General features: G+C 74.7%; 16 protein-coding genes. 8 read left to right on the forward strand and 8 right to left on the reverse strand.

The genetic code is table 11. The annotated features are described in order from the left end of the window. Window positions 1-20 precede the first annotated feature (20 nt). The 4 genes from JK356_RS13590 to JK356_RS13605 all read right to left on the reverse strand — a co-directional run bounded on the left by JK356_RS13590 (window position 21) and on the right by JK356_RS13605 (window position 5,595). Window positions 21-1,283, reverse strand: coding sequence for a deoxyguanosinetriphosphate triphosphohydrolase (locus JK356_RS13590; protein ID WP_201868001.1), 1,263 nt, complete (start codon window positions 1,281-1,283; stop codon window positions 21-23). A 27-nt stretch (window positions 1,284-1,310) separates the two neighbouring features. After that, window positions 1,311-2,870 (reverse strand): phosphatase PAP2 family protein, encoded by a 1,560-nt coding sequence (locus JK356_RS13595; protein WP_307815563.1) that lies wholly within the window; start codon window positions 2,868-2,870, stop codon window positions 1,311-1,313. Between the two features lie 49 nt (window positions 2,871-2,919). After that, window positions 2,920-3,309 (reverse strand): cupin, encoded by a 390-nt coding sequence (locus tag JK356_RS13600; RefSeq protein WP_201868002.1) that lies wholly within the window; start codon window positions 3,307-3,309, stop codon window positions 2,920-2,922. A gap of 108 nt (window positions 3,310-3,417) precedes the next feature. Beyond that, window positions 3,418-5,595, reverse strand: a complete 2,178-nt coding sequence (locus tag JK356_RS13605; RefSeq protein WP_236671261.1) for a molybdopterin oxidoreductase family protein — start codon at window positions 5,593-5,595, stop codon at window positions 3,418-3,420. A 162-nt stretch (window positions 5,596-5,757) separates the two neighbouring features. On the opposite strand from JK356_RS13605, the gene JK356_RS13610 reads away from it, so the two are divergent. After that, a complete protein-coding gene (locus tag JK356_RS13610) occupies window positions 5,758-6,513 on the forward strand; it encodes a sirohydrochlorin chelatase (RefSeq protein WP_236671262.1) in 756 nt (251 codons plus the stop codon). Between the two features lie 43 nt (window positions 6,514-6,556). On the opposite strand, the gene JK356_RS13615 is transcribed toward JK356_RS13610, so the two are convergent. Then, on the reverse strand, window positions 6,557-7,012 hold the full coding sequence (locus JK356_RS13615; RefSeq protein ID WP_201868004.1) for a hypothetical protein: 456 nt from the start codon (window positions 7,010-7,012) through the stop codon (window positions 6,557-6,559). Between the two features lie 646 nt (window positions 7,013-7,658). Then, on the reverse strand, window positions 7,659-8,600 hold the full coding sequence (locus JK356_RS13620) for an AraC family transcriptional regulator (protein ID WP_201868005.1): 942 nt from the start codon (window positions 8,598-8,600) through the stop codon (window positions 7,659-7,661). A gap of 166 nt (window positions 8,601-8,766) precedes the next feature. On the opposite strand from JK356_RS13620, the gene JK356_RS13625 reads away from it, so the two are divergent. From JK356_RS13625 to JK356_RS13635, 3 genes are all read left to right on the forward strand, one after another. Continuing rightward, on the forward strand, window positions 8,767-9,012 hold the full coding sequence (locus JK356_RS13625) for a hypothetical protein (RefSeq protein WP_201868006.1): 246 nt from the start codon (window positions 8,767-8,769) through the stop codon (window positions 9,010-9,012). A gap of 140 nt (window positions 9,013-9,152) precedes the next feature. Beyond that, window positions 9,153-9,887 (forward strand): hypothetical protein, encoded by a 735-nt coding sequence (locus JK356_RS13630; RefSeq protein ID WP_201868007.1) that lies wholly within the window; start codon window positions 9,153-9,155, stop codon window positions 9,885-9,887. Window positions 9,888-10,052: 165 nt separating this feature from the next. After that, a complete protein-coding gene (locus JK356_RS13635; RefSeq protein WP_201868009.1) occupies window positions 10,053-10,781 on the forward strand; it encodes a hypothetical protein in 729 nt (242 codons plus the stop codon). 163 nt (window positions 10,782-10,944) lie between these two features. Here the strand turns inward: JK356_RS13635 and JK356_RS13640 are convergent, their stop codons facing one another. Continuing rightward, entirely contained in the window at window positions 10,945-12,519 is a 1,575-nt protein-coding gene (locus tag JK356_RS13640) for an MDR family MFS transporter (RefSeq protein WP_201868166.1), read from the reverse strand. A 166-nt stretch (window positions 12,520-12,685) separates the two neighbouring features. Here JK356_RS13640 and JK356_RS13645 point away from each other — a divergent pair, with 166 nt between their 5' ends. Then, window positions 12,686-13,339 (forward strand): TetR/AcrR family transcriptional regulator, encoded by a 654-nt coding sequence (locus JK356_RS13645; RefSeq protein WP_201868010.1) that lies wholly within the window; start codon window positions 12,686-12,688, stop codon window positions 13,337-13,339. 12 nt (window positions 13,340-13,351) lie between these two features. On the opposite strand, the gene JK356_RS13650 is transcribed toward JK356_RS13645, so the two are convergent. Further along, window positions 13,352-14,383, reverse strand: a complete 1,032-nt coding sequence (locus JK356_RS13650; protein WP_201868012.1) for a sulfotransferase — start codon at window positions 14,381-14,383, stop codon at window positions 13,352-13,354. A gap of 114 nt (window positions 14,384-14,497) precedes the next feature. Here JK356_RS13650 and JK356_RS13655 point away from each other — a divergent pair, with 114 nt between their 5' ends. Genes JK356_RS13655 through JK356_RS13665 form a run of 3 tightly spaced genes read left to right on the forward strand, consistent with a single transcriptional unit; the run spans window position 14,498 to window position 18,779 of the window. Beyond that, complete coding sequence (locus JK356_RS13655) at window positions 14,498-15,781, forward strand: NAD(P)/FAD-dependent oxidoreductase (RefSeq protein WP_201868014.1); 1,284 nt, start codon at window positions 14,498-14,500, stop codon at window positions 15,779-15,781. 2 nt (window positions 15,782-15,783) lie between these two features. Then, a complete protein-coding gene (nirB, locus tag JK356_RS13660; RefSeq protein ID WP_201868016.1) occupies window positions 15,784-18,384 on the forward strand; it encodes a nitrite reductase large subunit NirB in 2,601 nt (866 codons plus the stop codon). Next, a complete protein-coding gene (locus JK356_RS13665; RefSeq protein ID WP_201868018.1) occupies window positions 18,384-18,779 on the forward strand; it encodes a nitrite reductase (NAD(P)H) small subunit in 396 nt (131 codons plus the stop codon). Before nirB ends, JK356_RS13665 begins: the two co-directional genes overlap by 1 nt. The last annotated feature ends 17 nt before the right edge of the window (window positions 18,780-18,796 follow it).

Raw genomic sequence — 18,796 nt, forward strand, 5'->3', positions numbered from 1 at the left:
GAGCGTGCCCGACCGGGGCGCTAGCGGGAAGAGGGCGTCACCCGTGCGTGGAGCCAGCGTGCCGAGGCGTCGGTGAGGGCGGCGATCTGGTCGGTGAGGACCCGCAGCCGGGCGCGGTCGTCGGGCGCGGCGGCGAACAGGGCGCGGTGCTGCGGGTCCAGGCCCTCGGGCGCCCGGCGCACCAGCGCCTCGCCGAGTTCGGTGAGCAGCTCGCGCTGGCGGGCGCGGAGCTCGGCGAAGTCACCCCGCTGGATGACATGGACGTCGGCAACGGCCTTGAGCACGGCGCACTCCAGGCGGGTCGCGCGGGGCACGGTCAGGTTCGCGCGGTAGCGGCGCAGCGGCCCGGGGCCCTCGGCGGCGCGGGTGGCCTGCTCGGCGGCGAGGCAGAAGCGGCCGATGAGCTGGCTGGTGGCGTTCTTCAGCCGCGCCTGCGCCTGGGCGGAGCCGTCGTAGCGGTGCGGCCACCACTCCTGTGCCAGCAGGCGGTCCAGCGCGGCGGCCAGCTCCTCCTCGCCGGTGCCGGGCGGGGCGTAGCGGCGGGCGGCGACGGCGAAGATCTGGCGGCGTTCGGCGGGCGAGACCAGCTGGCGGGGGTCCACGTGCCCGGCGTGCAGGGCGTCCTCCAGGTCGTGCACCGAGTAGGCCACGTCGTCCGCCCAGTCCATGACCTGGGCCTCGAAGCAGCGGCGGGTGCCGGGGGCGCCCCGGCGCATCCACGTGAAGACCGGCAGGTCGTCCTCGTACACGCCGAACTTGCCGGACGCCGGATCGCCGGGGTGGGCGCCGGCCGGCCACGGGTACTTGGTGGCGGCGTCGAGGGTGGCGCGGGTGAGGTTCAGGCCCACGGACCGGCCGTCGGCGGTCCAGTGCTTGGGCTCCAGGCGGGTCAGCAGCCGCAGCGACTGGGCGTTGGCCTCGAAGCCGCCGCAGGGGCGGGCGATCTCCGCCAGCGCGCGCTCGCCGTTGTGGCCGAACGGCGGGTGACCGAGGTCGTGGGCGAGGCAGGCGGCTTCGACGATGTCGGGGTCGCAGCCGAAGGCAGCGCCGAGGTCGCGGCCGATCTGGGCGCACTCCAGGGAGTGCGTCAGCCGGGTGCGGGGCGTGGCGTAGCCGGTGGCGTGGTCGCTGCCGGGGGTGACGACCTGGGTCTTGCCGGCGAGGCGGCGCAGCGCCGCCGAGTGCTGGACGCGGGCGCGGTCGCGCTGGAAGGCCGTGCGGCCGGGGCGCTTGTCCGGCTCGGGATCGAAGCGTTCGGCGTCCGCCGCCTCGTACTCACCCATGCCCCGACCGTAACCCAGCCCGCCGTCTCACCCGCCGGAGCGGCCGGTGGCGGGGCGCAGGTCCTCGGCGAAGCGCGCCGGCCGGTACACCGTGACCCCGCCGTTCCGCTTGTCCAGCCACAGCGCGCGCGGCGCGGCCGACGCCTCCCCGTCGTAGGACAGGGTGGCGTCCTCGCCGAGCCCCGACAGGTGGAGCCGGGGCACGCGGGCCGCCGAGTACACGCGGGAGCGCGGGAGCGTGCCGGTCAGCGCGGACAGCACCAGCCGGGTCCGCGCCAGCGGCTTGTCGGCCGTCACGGTGCGGACGTCCAGCAGCCCGTCGTCGAGGTGCGTGCGGTGTGCCGGCGCGAACCCCTCCGGCGAGTACAGCCCGTTCCCCACGAACAGCAGCCACAGCCGGTGCGGCCGCCCGTTCAGCTCCAGCTGGAGCGGGCGCGCGGACCGCAGCAGCCGGGCCAGGGCCACCGCCGTCGAGGGCCACTTGCCGATGCGGGAGCGCAGCGTGTCCCGCATCCGGACCAGCTCGGGGTACAGGCCCACGCTGAAGGTGTTGAGGAAGTGGTACGAGGGCCCGCCGGAGCCGTCGGCCGGGCGGATCCGGCCCAGGTCCACGGCGATGGCGTCGCCCTCCTGGACGGCCGCGGCCGTGTCCTCGAAGGACTCGATGCCGGTGTCCAGCGCGAAGTGGTTCAGCGTGCCGCCGGGGAAGACGGCCAGCGGCAGGCCCCGCCCGGCGGCCCGCTGGGCCGCCGCGTTGACCGTGCCGTCGCCGCCGGAGACGCCGAGCGCCCCGCCGCGCTCCGCCGCGAGGGACGCCGCCGCGTCGAGCACCGCCGCCAGGTCGTCGCCGGGCCCGCAGCGCACCACCTCGGCGCGCGGCAGCACCTCCCGCAGCCGCTCCTCGTCCTCCTCGGCCGCGCCGGGGCCGGCGCTGTCGTTCACCACCACCACGAGGCCCTCGCCCTCCGGCAGCGCCGGGGCTGGGGCGCGGTGGTGGACCAGCCACTCCGGGGGCGGGCGGCGCGGCCACCACTGGCCTGTCGCCAGCGCGGCGCCGGCGCCGAGCACGCACCCGGCCACCACGTCGGACGGGTAGTGCACCCCCACGTACACGCGCGAGGCGGCGACGGCGGCGGCCACCGGCGCGACGGCGGCGCCGTGCTTGCCGGACTCCATCGCCACGCCGGTCGCGAACGCCGCCGCGGCGGCCGCGTGCCCGGAGGGGAACGAGCTGGTCAGCGGCGCGCGGGACAGGCGCCGGGCCGCCGGCACCGCGTCGATCAGCGGCCGCTGGCGGCGGGCGACGTACTTGATCACGGTGTTCGCCGTGACGGAGGCGAGCACGAGCGCGGCGGTGCCGCGCAGCGCGGCGCGGCGCCCGGTCCTGCCGCCCAGCGCGGCCATGCCCCCGGCCGTGGCGTACCACAGCACGCTGTGGTTGGCAGCGCTGCTGAGCGCCGGCAGCAGCCGCTGCCCGACGGTGGGACGGGCCACGGCGACCCGCCGGAAGACCCGCCGGTCAAGGCGGGAGAGCATCCGCACGTCCCCGCCCCCTCTTCTGTTACGGCGCGGCTGGTCCGCGCTCACGCCTACGACACTACCCAGCCGCGCTGACAACCCACCCGCCGCTGCCGGCTCACGCGGGCTGGTCTCCGGCGGGCGCGGCGCGGCGGGTGTCGTGGACCTCGACCGGCTCGGGGCTGGCCGTCACGGACGTCAGCAGCACCACCGAGTCCTCCAGCGCCCGCACGCTGTGCCGGCCCTGCGGCACCTTCAGCACCCGGCCCGCCGCCACCTCCGCGTCGCCCGCTGTCCCGCCGGGCGAGGCCAGCACCACCCGCCCCCGCAGCACCAGCAGGCTCGCCGCCGGCGGCGCCGTGTGCTCCTCCAGCTCCGAGCCGCCGGTCAGCGCGATGACGCTCTGCCGCAGCGGGCCGTCGCGCAGGAAGAGATGAGCGCTGCGCCCGTGCTCGGCCCGGCGCGCCAGTTTCAGGTGCTGCTCCGCGAGCAGGGTCAGGTCGTCCATGGGTCCATGCTGCCGCCCTGGCGCGGCCCCGCAACTTCGGGCGGCGCCGCTGCGGCGGCGCCAAGGGCCGTCCGGGCACCGCCCGGCCGTCACCGGGTGCCGCCGGTGTCACCGTTCCCGCGCGTCCGCGCGCGGTGCTCCGCCCGGGGCGGCGTCGGCGAGTTCGACGCGGACCGCGCAGACCTTGAACTCCGGCATGCGGGAGGCGGGGTCGAGCGCCGGGTTGGTCAGCGTGTTGGCCCGGCCCTCGCCGGGCCAGTGGAAGGGCATGAACACCGTGTCGGGCCGGATGCCGCCGCTGATACGCGCCGGGGCGACCGCCCGGCCGCGCCGCGAGACGACCGCCAGCCGGTCGCCCTCGGCCGCGCCGATCCGCTCCGCCAGCCGGGGGTGCAGCTCGACGAACGGGCCGGGCGCGGCGTCGTTCAGCGGCGGCACCCGCCGGGTCTGGGCCCCCGACTGGTACTGCGCCAGCACCCGGCCCGTCGTCAGCAGCACCGGGTACTCCTCGGTGGGTTCCTCGGCCGCGGGCCGGTGCGTCACCGGCGCGAACCGGGCCCGGCCGTCCGGCGTCGCGAAGCGGTCCAGGAACAGCCGGGGCGTGCCCGGGTGCGGCGCCTGCCCGGCCTCCGGCCCGCCGCCGGGCGGCTCCGGACAGGGCCAGAACACCCCGTCCTCCTCGGCGATGCGCCGGTAGGTGATGCCGGAGTAGTCGGCCTTGCCGCCCGCCGAGGCCCGCCGCAGCTCCTCGAACACCTCCTCCGGGTCAGTGGGGAAGCCCTTCTCCCAGCCCAGCCTGGCCGCCAGGTCGTGCAGCACCGCCAGGTCGCTGCGGCAGCCGGGCGGCGGCGCCACGGCCTGGCGCCGCAGCAGGACCCTGCCCTCCAGGCTGGTCAGCGTGCCGGTCTCCTCGGCCCACTGCGTCACGGGCAGCACGACGTCCGCCAGCCGCGCGCTCTCGGAGAGCACCACGTCGCAGACGGCGAGGAAGTCCAGGGACCGCAGCCGCTCCTCGACGTGCGCGGCGCGCGGCGCCGAGACCACCGGGTTGGACGCCATCAGCAGCAGGGCCCGCACCCCGCCGGGGGTGTCGCGGCCCAGCGCGTCGAGCAGCTCGTAGGCGCTGCGCCCCGGGCCGGGCAGCGTCTCCGGCGGCACCCCCCACACCCGCGCCACGTGCTCGCGCGCCGCCGCGTCCGCCAGCATCCGGTAGCCAGGCAGCTGGTCGGCCTTCTGCCCGTGCTCGCGGCCGCCCTGCCCATTGCCCTGCCCGGTCAGGCAGCCGTACCCGGACAACGGCCGCCCGGCCCGCCCGGTCGCCAGGCACAGGTTGATCCACGCCCCCACGGTGTCGGTGCCCTTGGCCTGCTGCTCGGGGCCGCGTGCGGTGAGCACCATCGAGGCGGGCGCCTCGCAGAACATCCGCACGGTCTCGCGCAGCAGCGGCACCGGCACGCCCGTGATGCGCTCCACCAGCTCCGGCCAGTGCGCCATCGCGGCCGCGCGCGCCTCCTCCCAGCCGGTGGTGCGGGCGGCGATGAACTCCTCGTCGGTGCGGCCCTCGGCCACGACCAGGTGCAGCAGGCCCAGCGCCAGTGCCAGGTCCGTGCCGGGGCGGGGCGCCAGGTGCAGGTCAGCGTGTTCCGCCGTACGGGTGCGGCGCGGGTCGACGACGATGAGCCTGCCGCCGTTCTCCCGCAGCTTGGTGAAGTACCGCAGCACCGGCGGCATCGTCTCGGCCAGGTTGGAGCCGACGAGAATGACGCAGCCGGTCTTCGGGATGTCCGCCAGCGGGAACGGCAGCCCGCGGTCCAGGCCGAACGCCCGGTTCGTGGCGGCCGCGGCCGAGGACATGCAGAACCGGCCGTTGTAGTCGATCTGGGAGCTGCCGAGCACCAGGCGCGTGAACTTGCCCAGCGCGTACGCCTTCTCGTTGGTCAGCCCGCCGCCGCCGAAGACGCCCACCGCGTCCGGCCCGTGCCGCTCGCGCACCGCCGCCAGGCCCGCCGCGACCCGGTCCAGCGCCTCGTCCCAGTCCGCCGGGACCAGCGCGCCCGAGGCGTCGCGCACCAGCGGTTCCGTCAGCCGCACGGCCGGGTCGAGCAAGGCGGGCGCGGTCTGGCCCTTGCCGCACAGGGCCCCCTGGTTGACGGGGAACGCCGGGCGCGGCAGCACCTGCACGCCGCCCGGCTCGCCGGGGCTGGGCGCCAGGCGCATGCCGCACTGGAGCGCGCAGTACGGGCAGTGGGTGTCCGTGCCGGTCACCTGGTCGTTCATCTCCGCCATGCCGCCAGGATGCTTCGCGCGTGTTACGGCGGGTGGGCCCGGCCGGTTACGCGGCCGGTGCGGCGCCCTCAGCCTGTGACGTCGCCCACGGTGAGGCGCGGGGCGGCCACTGGTGACATGGCGGCAACACAGCGGCAACGGACAGGGCGCAGTCTTGCCGCCATGACCCGCACCACCCCGCCCACGCTCGTCGCCGTGGCCCACGGCTCCCCCGATCCCCGGGCCCAGCACTCCGTCCGTGCGCTGGTGCGCCTGGTACGGGCACTCCGCCCGGGGCTGCGCGTCGAACTCGGCCACCTGGAGAGCGACGAGCCGCTGCTCGGCGACACGCTGGCAAAGCTGCGGGGACGGGCCGTGCTGGTGCCGCTGCTGTTCAGCCGCGGCTACCACCTCAAGCGGGACCTCCCCGCCGTCGCCGCCCGGGCCGAGGCGCGGGGCGGGCCGCGCACGGTGACGGCGGCCTGCCTCGGGCCGCACCCGCTGCTGGCCGAGGCGCTGCACAGCCGCCTGCTGGAAGCCGGGTGGGCGGCGGCGCCGGGCACCGCCGTGGTGCTGGCCGCGGCGGGCTCGCTGGACCCGGAGTCGGCCGCGGGCACGCAGCACACGGCCGACCTGCTCGCGGCCCGGCTGGGCGGGGTGCCGGTGGTGCCGGCGTACGCCTCGGCGGCCCGGCCCACGGTGGCGGAGGCCGTGGCCGGTCTGCGCGAGCGCGGGCACGCCGCGGACGACATCGCCCTCGCGTCGTGCTTCGTCGCCCCCGGGCTGTTCGCGGCGCGCTGCCAGCGGGACGCGCCGGGCCGTGTCGTCGCCGCCCCGCTCGGGGCGCACCCGGCCCTGGCCCGGCTGCTGCTGCACCGCTACGACCAGGCCGTGGCCGCCTCGCCCGCGCCCCGGCAGCCGCTGGAGGCGGCGCTGTGAAGGTCCGCTGCCGGCCGGCTCCCGGATGCCGGACCCGGCCGGACTAGCCGGCGCGGCCTTCCGCCAGCAGCGACGCCACCTCAGGCACGTGGGAGAAGGCGGCGGGCCGGCGCAGGACGACGCCGGCCCGCCCGGAGGCGCGGTCGGACGCGACGCGCTCCGGCGGCTCCCGCACGCGCCGTGCCTGCGCCGCCGCTTCCCCGGGCTCACTGGCATCGGCCAGCGCCCTCACCAGCCAGGAGGTGGAGAGCGCCAGTTCGCGGGGGTGTGTCGCGCCGTACCTGCCGAGCACCGCGCGCAGCGCCGGGACGGCCCGCAGCGGTCTGCGCAGTTCCGTGACGACCCGGGCCGCCATGACACGCAGTTCGTCCTGGGTGACCCAGTACACGTAGCCGGGGGCTCTCGTCGTTGTCTCCCGCTGCGGCGAGTGCCCCGGAGGCCTGCCCCAGCGCCCGGCGGGCGGGCTGGGCGTCTCCCGCGACGGCGTGAGCCCAGGCACGCGGGCGTACGAGAGCGCCCGCGGTGGTGCCGTTTCCCCGGTCTTCCGCATGAGCGGCCCGCGCGAGACTGACGCCCTCAGCCGCACGGCCGGTGCTGCTGTACTGGTATGCCCCAGGGACCGCAGGATGTTCCCAGCCGGCGGATGCTGGCCCCAACGACGCCCGCCGGCTCCCCAGTCTGGCCCACCCGGGGCCCGCACGCGGCCACCTGTGCTGAAGCCCAGAAAACGCGATGCTGCGAGGAAGCGGAACTGCGCGCCCCCGTACCGCGAACGCGCGGACAGGGACCACTCGGGAGAGGGCAGCAAGCCAGGACCGCGTTGACGTTCGATCCCCCTGAGCCGTAAAGCAGTCCGCCGGGAGGCCGAGTTGATCCGCACAACGGAAGCGGTGCCCGCGCACACGGACGCGGTGCTGCGCCAGGACGGCCCCGCACCGGCAGAGGTCCGGTTCGCCGCGTGCCGGGCCGTCGAATGTCTGAGAGACATGCTGCTCGTTGTCCGCCGCCGCGGCTTGCGGCTCGGCAGTCCGACGACGAGGTCCGGCCCCCGGAGCACGTGTATGCAGGCGGCCGGAGACCGGCCGGTGAGCGCGCACCCCACGCGGCCGGGCCCACCGGACGGCGGGATGCGGGAGAAAGGCTCCTCAGGAAGCGGGCGGGCCCAGGCGGCGGTGGTCCCGGGGGCTCACGCCGCGTTCGCGCTTGAAGGCGGCGCTTAACGCGAAGGCGCTGCCATACCCCACCCGCCGCGCCACGGCCTCCAGCGGCAGGTTGGTCTCGCGCAGCATGCGCGCCGCCAGCTCCAGACGCCACGCCGTGAGATATGCCATCGGCGGCTGCCCCACCAGCGCGGCGAACCGCTTGGCCAGCGCCGCCCGCGACACCCCCGCCTTGGCCGCCAGCGAGGCGACCGTCCACGGGTGCGCCGGATGGTCGTGCAGCAGCCGCAGCGCCTGCCCGACCACGGGATCGCCAAGCGCCCGGTACCACGCGGGGGCGTTCTCCTCCTTCTCGGCGAACCAGCCGCGCAGCACCGAGATGAGCAGCAGGTCCAGCAGCCGGTCGAGCACAGTCTCCTGCCCCGGCTCGTCCCGCTCGATCTCGGCCGAAAGCAATCCGGTGACCGCCGGGTCGGCCTGCCGGGAGACGAGCAGCGGCGGCAGCGCCCGCAGCAGCCCGGCGGACACCTCACCGGGCATCTGGTAGGTGCCGACGAGGAGTTCGGCAGCGGCGCCGGGGCGTGAGCCCCAGGTACGCAGGCCCAGGTCCAGCGCCTCGCACAGCTCTTCTCTGCCCTGCGGCGTCACCGCGCAGCCGCCGGGCGTGATCACGGCCTGCGGCGGGGTAGCCGGGTCGTCGGCGACCATGTACGGCTCCGGGCCGCGCACCACGGCGACCTCTCCGGCTTCCAGCCGGACGGCGTCGCCCGTCGTGGGAATGACCCACGCGTGGCCGCGCGCCGGAGTCAGCAGCGTGACCGGCGCCTGGTCCTCCACGCGCACCCCCCACGGCGGGTCAAGCACCACACGCATGAGGAACGCCCCGTGCGCGCGAGGCCCGTGGAGCAGGGAGGCGAGTGCGTCCATGGTCACCGAGCCTACGGGGGTGGACGCGGCGTACCTGAAGGGGCGTCGGGTTCGCTGCCGTTGCACCACCGCCTCAGCAACGCCTCACCGGTGCGCAGCAGTTTCCGCTGCGAAAGGATCCGGCCACGGGTGCGGACGGGCACGCAGGCGCGCGGCCGAGGACGACATGGCATCGGAGACCGGCTCCAGCCCGGTCAACTGGGAGCACTACGGCGAGGACGGCACCTCCTACCGGCGCGACGACGGCACGGACGTCACGTTTCTCATCGAGGGCCCCTACCTCGCGGTGATCTCCCGGGCCTCGGCGGAGGAGCCGCTGGCCGAGGCGCTCAACGAGATGCTCAGCGAGCGCATCTCCCAGTCCCTGCACGGCGAAACCCCCACCGCCACGGTGGACGCCTCCGCACTCTGACCGGGGTGCAGGGGATTACCCCGCGTTCAGCGGACGCCCCCGGAACCACACCGGTTCCGGGGGCGTACCTTTGTGTTCTGGCTGGCCGGTTACCACCTGAGTGAGCGGCCGGGGACACTCCCGGCCGGAGAGGACACGCAATGAGGGTGTGGACACGGCTCAGCGCGGTCACGGCCGCCGCCGTCGTGACGGCACTGGTGCTGACAGCCTGCTCCGAGGGGGGATCGAGCCGCAGGCACCACTCGTCCACGGGCGGCAGCGACTCGTCGCACGACGATGGCGGCGTGCACAAGGACGACCCCGACGACACGGACGACCGGCCCACCGGCGGCAGCAGCCGCAGGCCCTCCCAGCCGCACCGGCCCAACGACCGCACCATCGCGGCCATCCTCCCGGACCTCGCCGCCCTGCACGGCATCCCCTACACCGCGCTGGACCGCGAGGTGTCAGCGCAGAACGGCGCGGACGCCGACCTCTGCCAGGTCGTCAGCGCCGCCTGTGAGTCGCTGCGGGCCCACGGTGACGTCTCCTTCACCGACAGCTCCGACGAGGACCAGGTCCAGTTCGAGCTGTATGGCTACAGCAGCGGACCAGCCGCCCTCGACGCCCTGGAGGCGATCGAAACGGACCTGGTCACCCCCGGTCACGGCTTCAGCCCGTCCGGCTGGGAGCACCACGGCGAGGACGGCTCGGGCTTCACCTTCGGCGACGATGAGCACGTCGCGTTCCTCGTCCAGGGCCCCTACCTCGGGGTGGTGAACGGCTCGTCGGCGGATCAGGCGCTCGGCGAGACGCTCAACGACATGTTCAGCGAGCGCATCTCCCAGTCCCTGCACGGCGAAACCCCCTCCGCCACCGTTTCCTCCGTTGCCTGATCACCGTTCAGCAACCGTTTGACACGGTGGGGACGCCCCCGGAACCAGCCTGGTGCCGGGGGCGTCCCTCGTGTTCTGACTGGTCAGTACCACTTGACAAAGCGTCGGCGACTCCTCCGGCTGGAAAGGACATGCAACATGAGGGCGCGGACACGGCTGAGCGCGGTGACAACCGTCATCGTCGCGACAGCGCTGGTGCTGACGGCCTGCTCGGGCACAGGAGGCCGTCGGCACCACTCGTCCTCGTCGGGCGGCAGCGACTCCATGCACGACGACTCTGACGGCGGCGACGGCAGCAGCGGCGTGCACAAGGACGACACCGACGATACGGACGACCTGTCTACCGGCGGCAGCGGCCGCAGGCCCTCCCGGCCGCACCGGCCCAACGACCGCGCCATCGCGGCCATCCTGCCGGACCTGGCCGCACTGGAGGGCACCCCCTACGGCGAGCTGGAAGAAGATCCGGTAGCGGAGAACGGTGATGACGCCTCCGCCTGCGAGGCATTCAGCCGCGCGTGTGAGGCGCTGCGGGCCTACGGCGAAGTGCTGTACGCCGGCTCTTCCAGCGAGAAGGGTGTCGGCTTCGAGCTGTATGGCTACGACAGCGAGCCGGCTGCCCGCAACGCCCTGGAAGTGATCGACACGGAGTTCTCCGGTTACGACTTCCGTCCGTCCAGCTTCGCGCACTACGGAGAGGACGGCTCAAGCTACACCTTCGGCGACGATGAAAGCGTCACGTTGCTCGTCCAAGGTCCCTACATGGGCATGGTCTACGGCTCGTTGGGGGACCAGCAGGCCCTGGCCGAGGCGCTCAACGAGATGTTCAGCGAGCGCATCTCCCAGTCCCTGCACGGCGAAACCCCCTCCGCGGCGGTGAACACCTCCGCCCTCTGACCCGGATGCCCCACGGGCCCGCTCCCCGCGCGTGCGTGCGGTGGGCGGGCCCTCGGCGCCGTCGGGGAAGGACATGCGGGAAGGACCTTCCCCCGCGGCGACGGCGTCTCACGGCACGGCGCCGGCCGCGGCCGCGTGATGCCGTGAGACGCCGGTGGTCAGGTCAGGCCCGCGCGGCGGGGTCCGGCGGGGCCGCCTGCGCTTCCTTGCTGAGGTCCGGCCCGGAGGCGGCGCGCGGCGACAGGTCGAGGCTGTCGCGCAGGGTCGCCGGGGTGAGGAAGAGGACGGCGATCACGCCGAGCACGGCGATGCCGGCCGAGATCAGGAAGATGTTGCCGGTGGCGTCGCCGTAGGCGGCGCGGACGACCTCCTGGACCGGTGCGGGCATCGCGGCGATGTTCAGCGTGGAGCCGCCGCCGTCCGACGCGGCCGGGTCGATGCCCAGCTCGCGCAGGCCGCCCGCGATCTTCGTGGCGACCTGGTTCGCCAGTACGGCGCCGAGGACGGAGACGCCGACGGTGCCGCCGAGCGAGCGGAAGAACGTGATCGCGCCGCTGGCCGCGCCGACCTCGGCGAGGGGAACGGTGTTCTGCACGACCAGCACGAGGTTCTGCATCGACATGCCGACGCCGGTGCCGACGGCGAACATGCCCGCCGCGACGGCCGGCAGCGGCGTCGCGTGGTCGATCTGCGACAGCGCGAGAAAGCCCCCGGTCAGGACGAGGACGCCGGTGACGATATACGGCTTGACCTTTCCGCTGCGGGAGACCAGCCGCCCGGAGACGGCCGCGGACAGCAGCACGCCGCCCATCATCGGGATGGTGAGCAGGCCGGCCTCCGTCGGCGAGTAGCCGCGGCCGATCTGGAAGTACTGGCCGAGGAAGACGGCCCCGCCGAACATGGCCATGCCCACGGCGAGGCTGGCCGTGATCGCCAGCGCCGGGTCGCGGCGGCGCACCACGTGCAGCGGGACGACGGGCTCGGGCACCCGCGTCTCCACCCACACGGCCAGGCCCAGCAGCACCACGCTGCCGCTGGTCATGGCGGCGGTCTGCCAGGAGAGCCAGGCGAACTCGGTGTCCACGAACGTCACCCACAGCAGCAGCAGGCTCACGCCGGCGGCGATCAGCGAGGCGCCCGCGTAGTCGACCTTGGTGTCAGGGCGGCGGGTCTCCGCCAGGTGCAGCGTGCGGCTGAGGATGACCAGCGCGACCAGCGCGAACGGCACACCGATGAAGAAGCACCAGCGCCAGCCCAGCCACGAGATGTCGGTGAGGGCGCCGCCGAGCAGCGGACCGCCGACGGTGGCCACGGCCATCACGCCGCCCAGGTAGCCGTTGTACCGGCCCCGCTCCTTGGGGCTGACCATCGCCGCGATGACGACCTGCACGAGCACCTGCACCGCGCCCATGCCCAGGCCCTGGATGACGCGGAAACCGATCAGCTGCCCGGTGTTCTGCGCCAAGCCGCAGGCCAGCGAGGAGACCGTGAAGAGCGCCACGGCGGTCTGAAGGAGCAGCTTCTTGCTGAACAGGTCGGCGAGCTTGCCCCAGATCGGCGTCGAGGCGGTCGAGGCCAGCAGCATGGCCGTGACGACCCAGGTGTACTGCGACTGCGTGCCGTTGAGCGAGCCGATGATCTGCGGCAGGGCCACCGAGACCACCGTGGTGCTGATCATGGCGACGAACAGCACGATGAGCAGGCCGCTCATCGCGCGCATGACGTGGCGGTGATCCATCGGTGCGGTGGCGGGATGCACGTCGTCGGGGCGTGCGGCCGGACGTGCGCTCACGCGCGGAACCCCCTGTGCGAGACGGGTGCCAGACAATGCCAACAATCATAACTGCACATTGGGCATCTTTTCTCATTGAGCAACTTTTCTGACTCTGTAGCATCATGGAGCCATGGACACCACCACTGGCCTGCGGGAACGCAAGAAGGCGGCCACGCGGCAGGCCGTGCACGAGGCGACGCTGCGGCTCACCGTGGAGCGCGGCATCGAGAACGTCACCGTGGAGGCGATCGCGGACGCGGCCGGCATCTCCCGCCGCACGTTCTCGAACTACTTCTCCTCCAAAGAGGACGCTCTTCTCTTCGGCGACCAGCGCCAGACCGGTGTCCTGCTCCAGGCGCTGCGGGAACGCCCCGCCGACGAGCCCGCCTGGACCGCGCTGCGGCAGGCGGCGCAGACCGTGTTCACGCGCCACTCGGCCGACCCGGCGCAGCGCGACTGGGCCGTCCGCTGCCGGCTCGCGCTGCGTCATCCGTCACTGCTCGCGCGCCAGCTCGCCAACCGCGTCGCATTCGAGCACGACATCGCCGAGGCGCTGGCCGGACGCCCCGGGACCGACCAGGTCAGCCCGGAGGTCCTCGCCGCCGTCTTCCTCACCTCGCTGCGCCTGGCCACCAACGCCTGGCTGCGGGAGAACGAGCGGGAGAACGAGCGGGAGAACGAGGCCGCCGGCCGGCCCGGCGCCGACGCCGAAGGGCTCACCGGCCGCGCGCTCATCGACGTCCTCGCGACGTACCTGGACGAGGCCGGCCAGGCGTTCCGCTGACCGGCGGGCCGCTCAGACGGCGGCCGCCGCCGCGGCCAGGGCCTGCGTACCTGGCGCGCACGCCTCGCGCAGCGCCGCCAGCTCCTCCTGCGCCAGCTCACGGGCGGCCGAGCCCCGGCTGGCATCCGTGAACAGCGGCGCCGCCGCGTCCAGCCAGCGCTCGTCGGCCGCCACCCCCGCGAACCGCGCCAGCCGCGCCAGCTCGCCCCGGGGATCGTCCAGCAGCCGCTCGTACGACAGCTCGGTGCGCTGCCCGGCGGGCACCGGCGCCAGGTACGCCACGGCCTGCGTGACCAGCTCCGACCACAGCTCGCCGAACCGCGCCACCGGCACCCCGCGCGACGCCAGCCACCCGGTGTCGATCCGGGTGCTGACGAGCGCGGCCAGCTCGGGCGGCAGCCCGCGGAGGTGCTCCTCGGTCAGCTCGGACACCGTCGCGACGCCGGTCAGCTCGAACACCTCCCGCATCACCATGATCGTCTGGTAGCCGGTGTGGCGGCTCATGGACAGCGCGCAGTCCGGTCCGTAACGGTGCATGTGCACGAAACGGGCCTCAGGAAAGCACTCCCGCAGCCGCGGGATCCACATCACGGAGTAGCCGGACCGCTCCACCACCGCCTCGCGCCCGAAGTGCTCCCGCAGCAGCGCCAGCAGGGCGGCGAAGTGCTCCTCCGCCGGGCGCCTGGGCCAGCGCGGCACCTCCCGCTCCAGCGCGGCCAGCACCGCCGGCGGGTCGTCCGTCAGGTGCGGCAGCACCATCAGGCTCAGCGCCGGGAGGCCCGGCCGGGGGTCCAGGAACTCGGGCATCACCACCCCGTCCCTGAGCAGCCGCTCGAAGACAGGACTGGGCTCGGCCAGCATCCGCCAGAACTCCTCGCCCGTCAGCGGCGACGCCGGCAGGGCGCGCTCCGGCTCGGTCAGGGAGGCCAGCAGCTCGTTGAGGCTCAGCAGCCCCGGATGCAGCCGCAGCGCCCGCGACAGCGCGGACGAGCCGCTGCGCCCGGAGCCGACGACGAAGGTCACGGGGAAGGACAGGCGCGGCACGCACCATGGCTACCCGGGGGCTCACACATGTGAACCACTGTTGCTGAGGGCAGCGTTGCCTCCGGGAAACGGCCGTGATGCCGCCGGGTAACAGCACCCCCGCACGCTGACGGCATGAGCCCGGACAAGCGTGTGGTGATCGTCGGCGGCGGCATGGCCGCCGCCCGGCTCACGCAGCAGCTCGGCGCGGCGCCCGCCGTCACCGTCACGGTCATCGGCGAGGAGCCGCACCCGGCGTACAACCGGGTGCTGCTCGCCGGCGTCCTGGCCGGGCAGTACCCGCCCGAGGTGATCACCCTGCCGCGCCCGCCTGCAGGCACGCGGTGGCTGGGCGGAACCCGCGCGGTGCGCCTGGACCGCGCCGCCCGGCGCGTGGTGTGCGGCGACGGCCGGACGGTGCCCTACGACACGCTGGTGCTCGCCACCGGCTCCAGCCCCGTGCTGCCGCCGCTGCGCGGCCTGCTCCCGCCCCGCGGCGGCGACCTGCCCGCCGGGGTCCACGCGTTCCGCACCCTCGACGACTGCCTGGCGCTGGACCGCGACGTGCGCGAGGGCGCCCGCGAGGCCGTCGTCATCGGCGGCGGGCTGCTCGGCGTCTCCGCCGCCCGCGCGCTGGCCCGGCGCGGCGTCCGCGTCGTGCTGGCGCACCAGGGCGAGCACCTGATGGAGCGGCAGCTCGACGCCGGAGCGTCCGCGCTGCTGCGGGCACACCTGGCGGACCTCGGCGTGGAGGTCCACACCGAGTGCCGGGTGAGGAGCCTGGTCACGGCGCCGGAGCCCGGCGGTTCCGGGCGGCGCGCCACCGGCGTGCGGCTGGCCGACGGCTACGCACTCACCGCCCAGCTCATTGTGCTGGCCTGCGGCGTGCGGCCCCGGGCCGGCCTGGCCGCCGACGCGGGCCTGGCGCTCGGCACCCACGGCGGCATCGCCGTAGACGGCGCGCTGCGGACCTCCGACCCGCACGTGCACGCCGTCGGCGACTGCGCCGAGCACGACGGCGTCGTCTACGGCCTGGCGGGCGCCGCGCACGACCAGGCCGACGTGCTGGCAAGGGTGCTGGCCGGCACCGGCGCGGCGGACGGCGGCCGGTACGCCGGCACCCGGGCGCTGGTGCGGCTCACGCTCGGCGGCACGGCCCCGGCCGCCGTCCTGGACCTCGCCGCGTTCGGCCAGACCACCCCCGGCCCGGGCGACGACGTCGTGCACCTCGCCGACGCCACCCGGCGCGCCTACCGCAAGATCGTCGTCCGCGGCGACCGGCTGCGCGGCGGCATCCTCCTGGGCGACCTCGGCAGCGTCGGCACGCTCGCCCGCACCTGGGAGAGCGACGAGCCGCTGCCCGCCTCGGCGCCCCTGCTCCACCTGCTCACCCCTGACGCCCACCACGGAGGGATGTAGACATGTCCACCGGGACAACCGAAACGATCGTGCTCGTCGGGCACGGGATGGTGGGCCAGCGCTTCCTCGAAGAGCTCGCCAGCCGGGGCGTCACCGAGCGCGCCCGGGTCGTGGTGCTCTGCGAGGAGCCGCGCCCGGCCTACGACCGGGTGCACCTGACCTCGTACTTCACGGGTGCCACGCCGCAGAGCCTGTCGCTGCTGCCCGAAGGCTTCCTGGACCGCCACGGCATCGAGCTGCGCACCGGCGACCCGGCCGTGGCCATCGACCGCGCGGCCCGCACCGTCACCGCCCGCTCCGGGTTCTCCGTCCGCTACGACACGCTGGTGCTCGCCACCGGCTCCTACCCGTTCGTGCCGCCGGTGCCCGGCCGCGACGCCACCGGCTGCTTCGTCTACCGCACCATCGAGGACGTCGAGGCCATCAAGCGGTACGCCGCCGGCGCCCGCACCGGCGTCGTGGTCGGCGGCGGCCTGCTCGGCCTGGAGGCGGCCGGGGCGCTGCGCGGCCTGGGCGTGACGGCGCACATCGTGGAGTTCAACCCGCGCCTGATGGCGCTCCAGGTCGACGAGGGCGGCGGCGCCGCGCTGCGCCGCACCGTCGAGGAGATGGGCCTGGTCGTCCACACCGGCGTCGGCGGCCAGGAGATCACCACCGGCGAGGACGGCCGGGTCACCGGCATGGTGCTGTCGGACGGCTCGGCGATCGGCACCGATCTGGTGATCTTCTCGGCCGGGGTCCGCCCGCGCGACCAGCTCGCCCGCGAGTGCGGCCTGGCCGTCGGCGAGCGCGGCGGCGTCGTCATCGACGAGCGCTGCCGCACCGCCGACCCGGCCGTCTACGCCATCGGTGAGTGCGCCCGCGCCGTGGACGGGACGGTGTACGGGCTGGTGGCGCCGGGCTACGAGATGGCTGCCACCGCCGCCGAGGCGATCGCCGCGGGTGAGGCGTGCGCGGCGTCGTTCACCAGCGCCGACACCTCCACCAAGCTGAAGCTGCTGGGCGTGGACGTGGCCTCGTTCGGTGACGCCCACGGCCGCACCGAGGGCTGCCTGGACGTGGTGTACGCCGACTCGCGGGCGGGCGTGTACAAGAAGCTGGTCATCGGCCAGGACGGCACGCTGCTCGGCGGCGTGCTGGTCGGCGACGCCGAGTCCTACGGGCTGCTGCGCCCGCTGACCGGCTCGGTGCCGCCGGCCGCGCCCGAGCAGCTGGTGCTGCCCGCCGGGCTGGCGCCGCCCGCCGCGATCGGCCCGTCCGCGCTGCCGGACGACGCGACCATCTGCAGCTGCCACAACGTCTCCAAGGGCGCCATCCGGGCCGCCGTCACCGAGACGGGCTGCACCTCGGTGCCCGAGGTGAAGAAGTGCACCAGGGCGGGCACCGGCTGCGGCAGCTGCGTGAAGGTGCTCACCCAGCTGGTCAACGACGAGCTGGCGGCCAGCGGCGTCGCCGTCGACACCGGCCTGTGCGGCTGCTTCGCGCACACCCGCCAGGAGCTGTACGAGATCGTGCTGGCGCTGCGGATCACGTCCTACCAGGAGCTGCTGGACAGCCACGGCCGCCCTGAGGCGCGCGGCGGCGACGGCTGCGAGATCTGCAAGCCCGCCGTCGCCTCGATCATCGCCTCGCTGGCCCCGGCGATCGGCGCCGACGGCCATGTGCTGGACGGCGAGCAGGCGGCGTTGCAGGACACCAACGACCACTTCCTCGCCAACATGCAGCGCAACGGCTCGTACTCGGTCGTGCCCCGCGTGCCCGGCGGCGAGATCTCGCCGGAGAAGCTGATCGTGATCGGCGAGGTGGCCCGGGACTTCGGGCTCTACACGAAGATCACCGGCGGGCAGCGCATCGACATGTTCGGCGCGCGGGTGGAGCAGCTGCCCGCGATCTGGGCGCGGCTGGTGGAGGCCGGGTTCGAGTCGGGGCACGCGTACGGCAAGGCGCTGCGCACGGTCAAGTCGTGCGTGGGCTCGACCTGGTGCCGCTACGGCGTGCAGGACAGCGTGCGGATGGCGATCGACCTGGAGCTGCGGTACCGGGGGCTGCGCTCGCCGCACAAGCTGAAGGCCGCGGTCTCCGGCTGCGCCCGCGAGTGCGCGGAGGCCCGGGGCAAGGACTTCGGCGTGATCGCCACGGCCAGCGGCTGGAACCTGTACGTCGGCGGCAACGGCGGCGCCACGCCGCGCCACGCCGACCTGCTGGCCCAGGACCTGTCCGACGCCGAGCTGGTGCGGCTGATCGACCGGTTCCTGATGTTCTACATCCGCACCGCCGACCGGCTGGAGCGCACCTCCACGTGGCTGGAGCGCCTGGACGGCGGGCTCGACCACCTCAGGGACGTCGTCGTCCACGACTCGCTGGGCATCTGCGACGAGCTGGAACGGCTGATGGCCGCGCACGTCGCCGCCTACCGCGACGAGTGGGCCGAGACGCTGAAGGACCCCGAGAAGCTGCGCCGCTTCGTGTCGTTCGTGAACGCGCCCGAGGCGCCGGACCCGTCCGTGCGGTTCGTCCCCGAGCGCGACCAGCACAAGCCCGATCTGACGGTACTCGCCGGGCCCGAGATCCCGGTCCGCACGCTCGAAGGGAGCGCCTCCTGATGGCCACCGCCACCGCCACGCCAGCCACGAACCCAGCTGCCAGCCCAGCCGCGGCCGCCGGCGTGATCGAGATCCGGGCCGCCGACGGGCAGTGGACGGCGGTCTGCGCCCGCAGCGACCTGGTGCCGGGGCGGGGCGTCGCCGTGCTGCTGCCCGACGGGCGGCAGGCGGCGCTGTTCCTCGACCGGTCGGGCCGGCCGCACGCGATCGGCAACCGCGACCCGTTCACCGGCGCCTGCGTGCTCGCCCGCGGCCTGCTGGGCTCCACCGGCAACGAGGGGCGCCCGTTCGTGGCCTCCCCCCTGCTCAAACAGCGCTTCGACCTGGTCACCGGGGTGTGCCTGGACGAGCCGGAGGTGTCGGTCCCCGTCTACGCCGCCCGCGTCGTCTCCTGACGGCGAGCGGCGGGAGC

It is taken from the genome of Streptomyces sp. 7-21 (genome assembly GCF_016741785.1).
Taxonomy (GTDB): Bacteria; Actinomycetota; Actinomycetes; order Streptomycetales; family Streptomycetaceae; genus Streptomyces.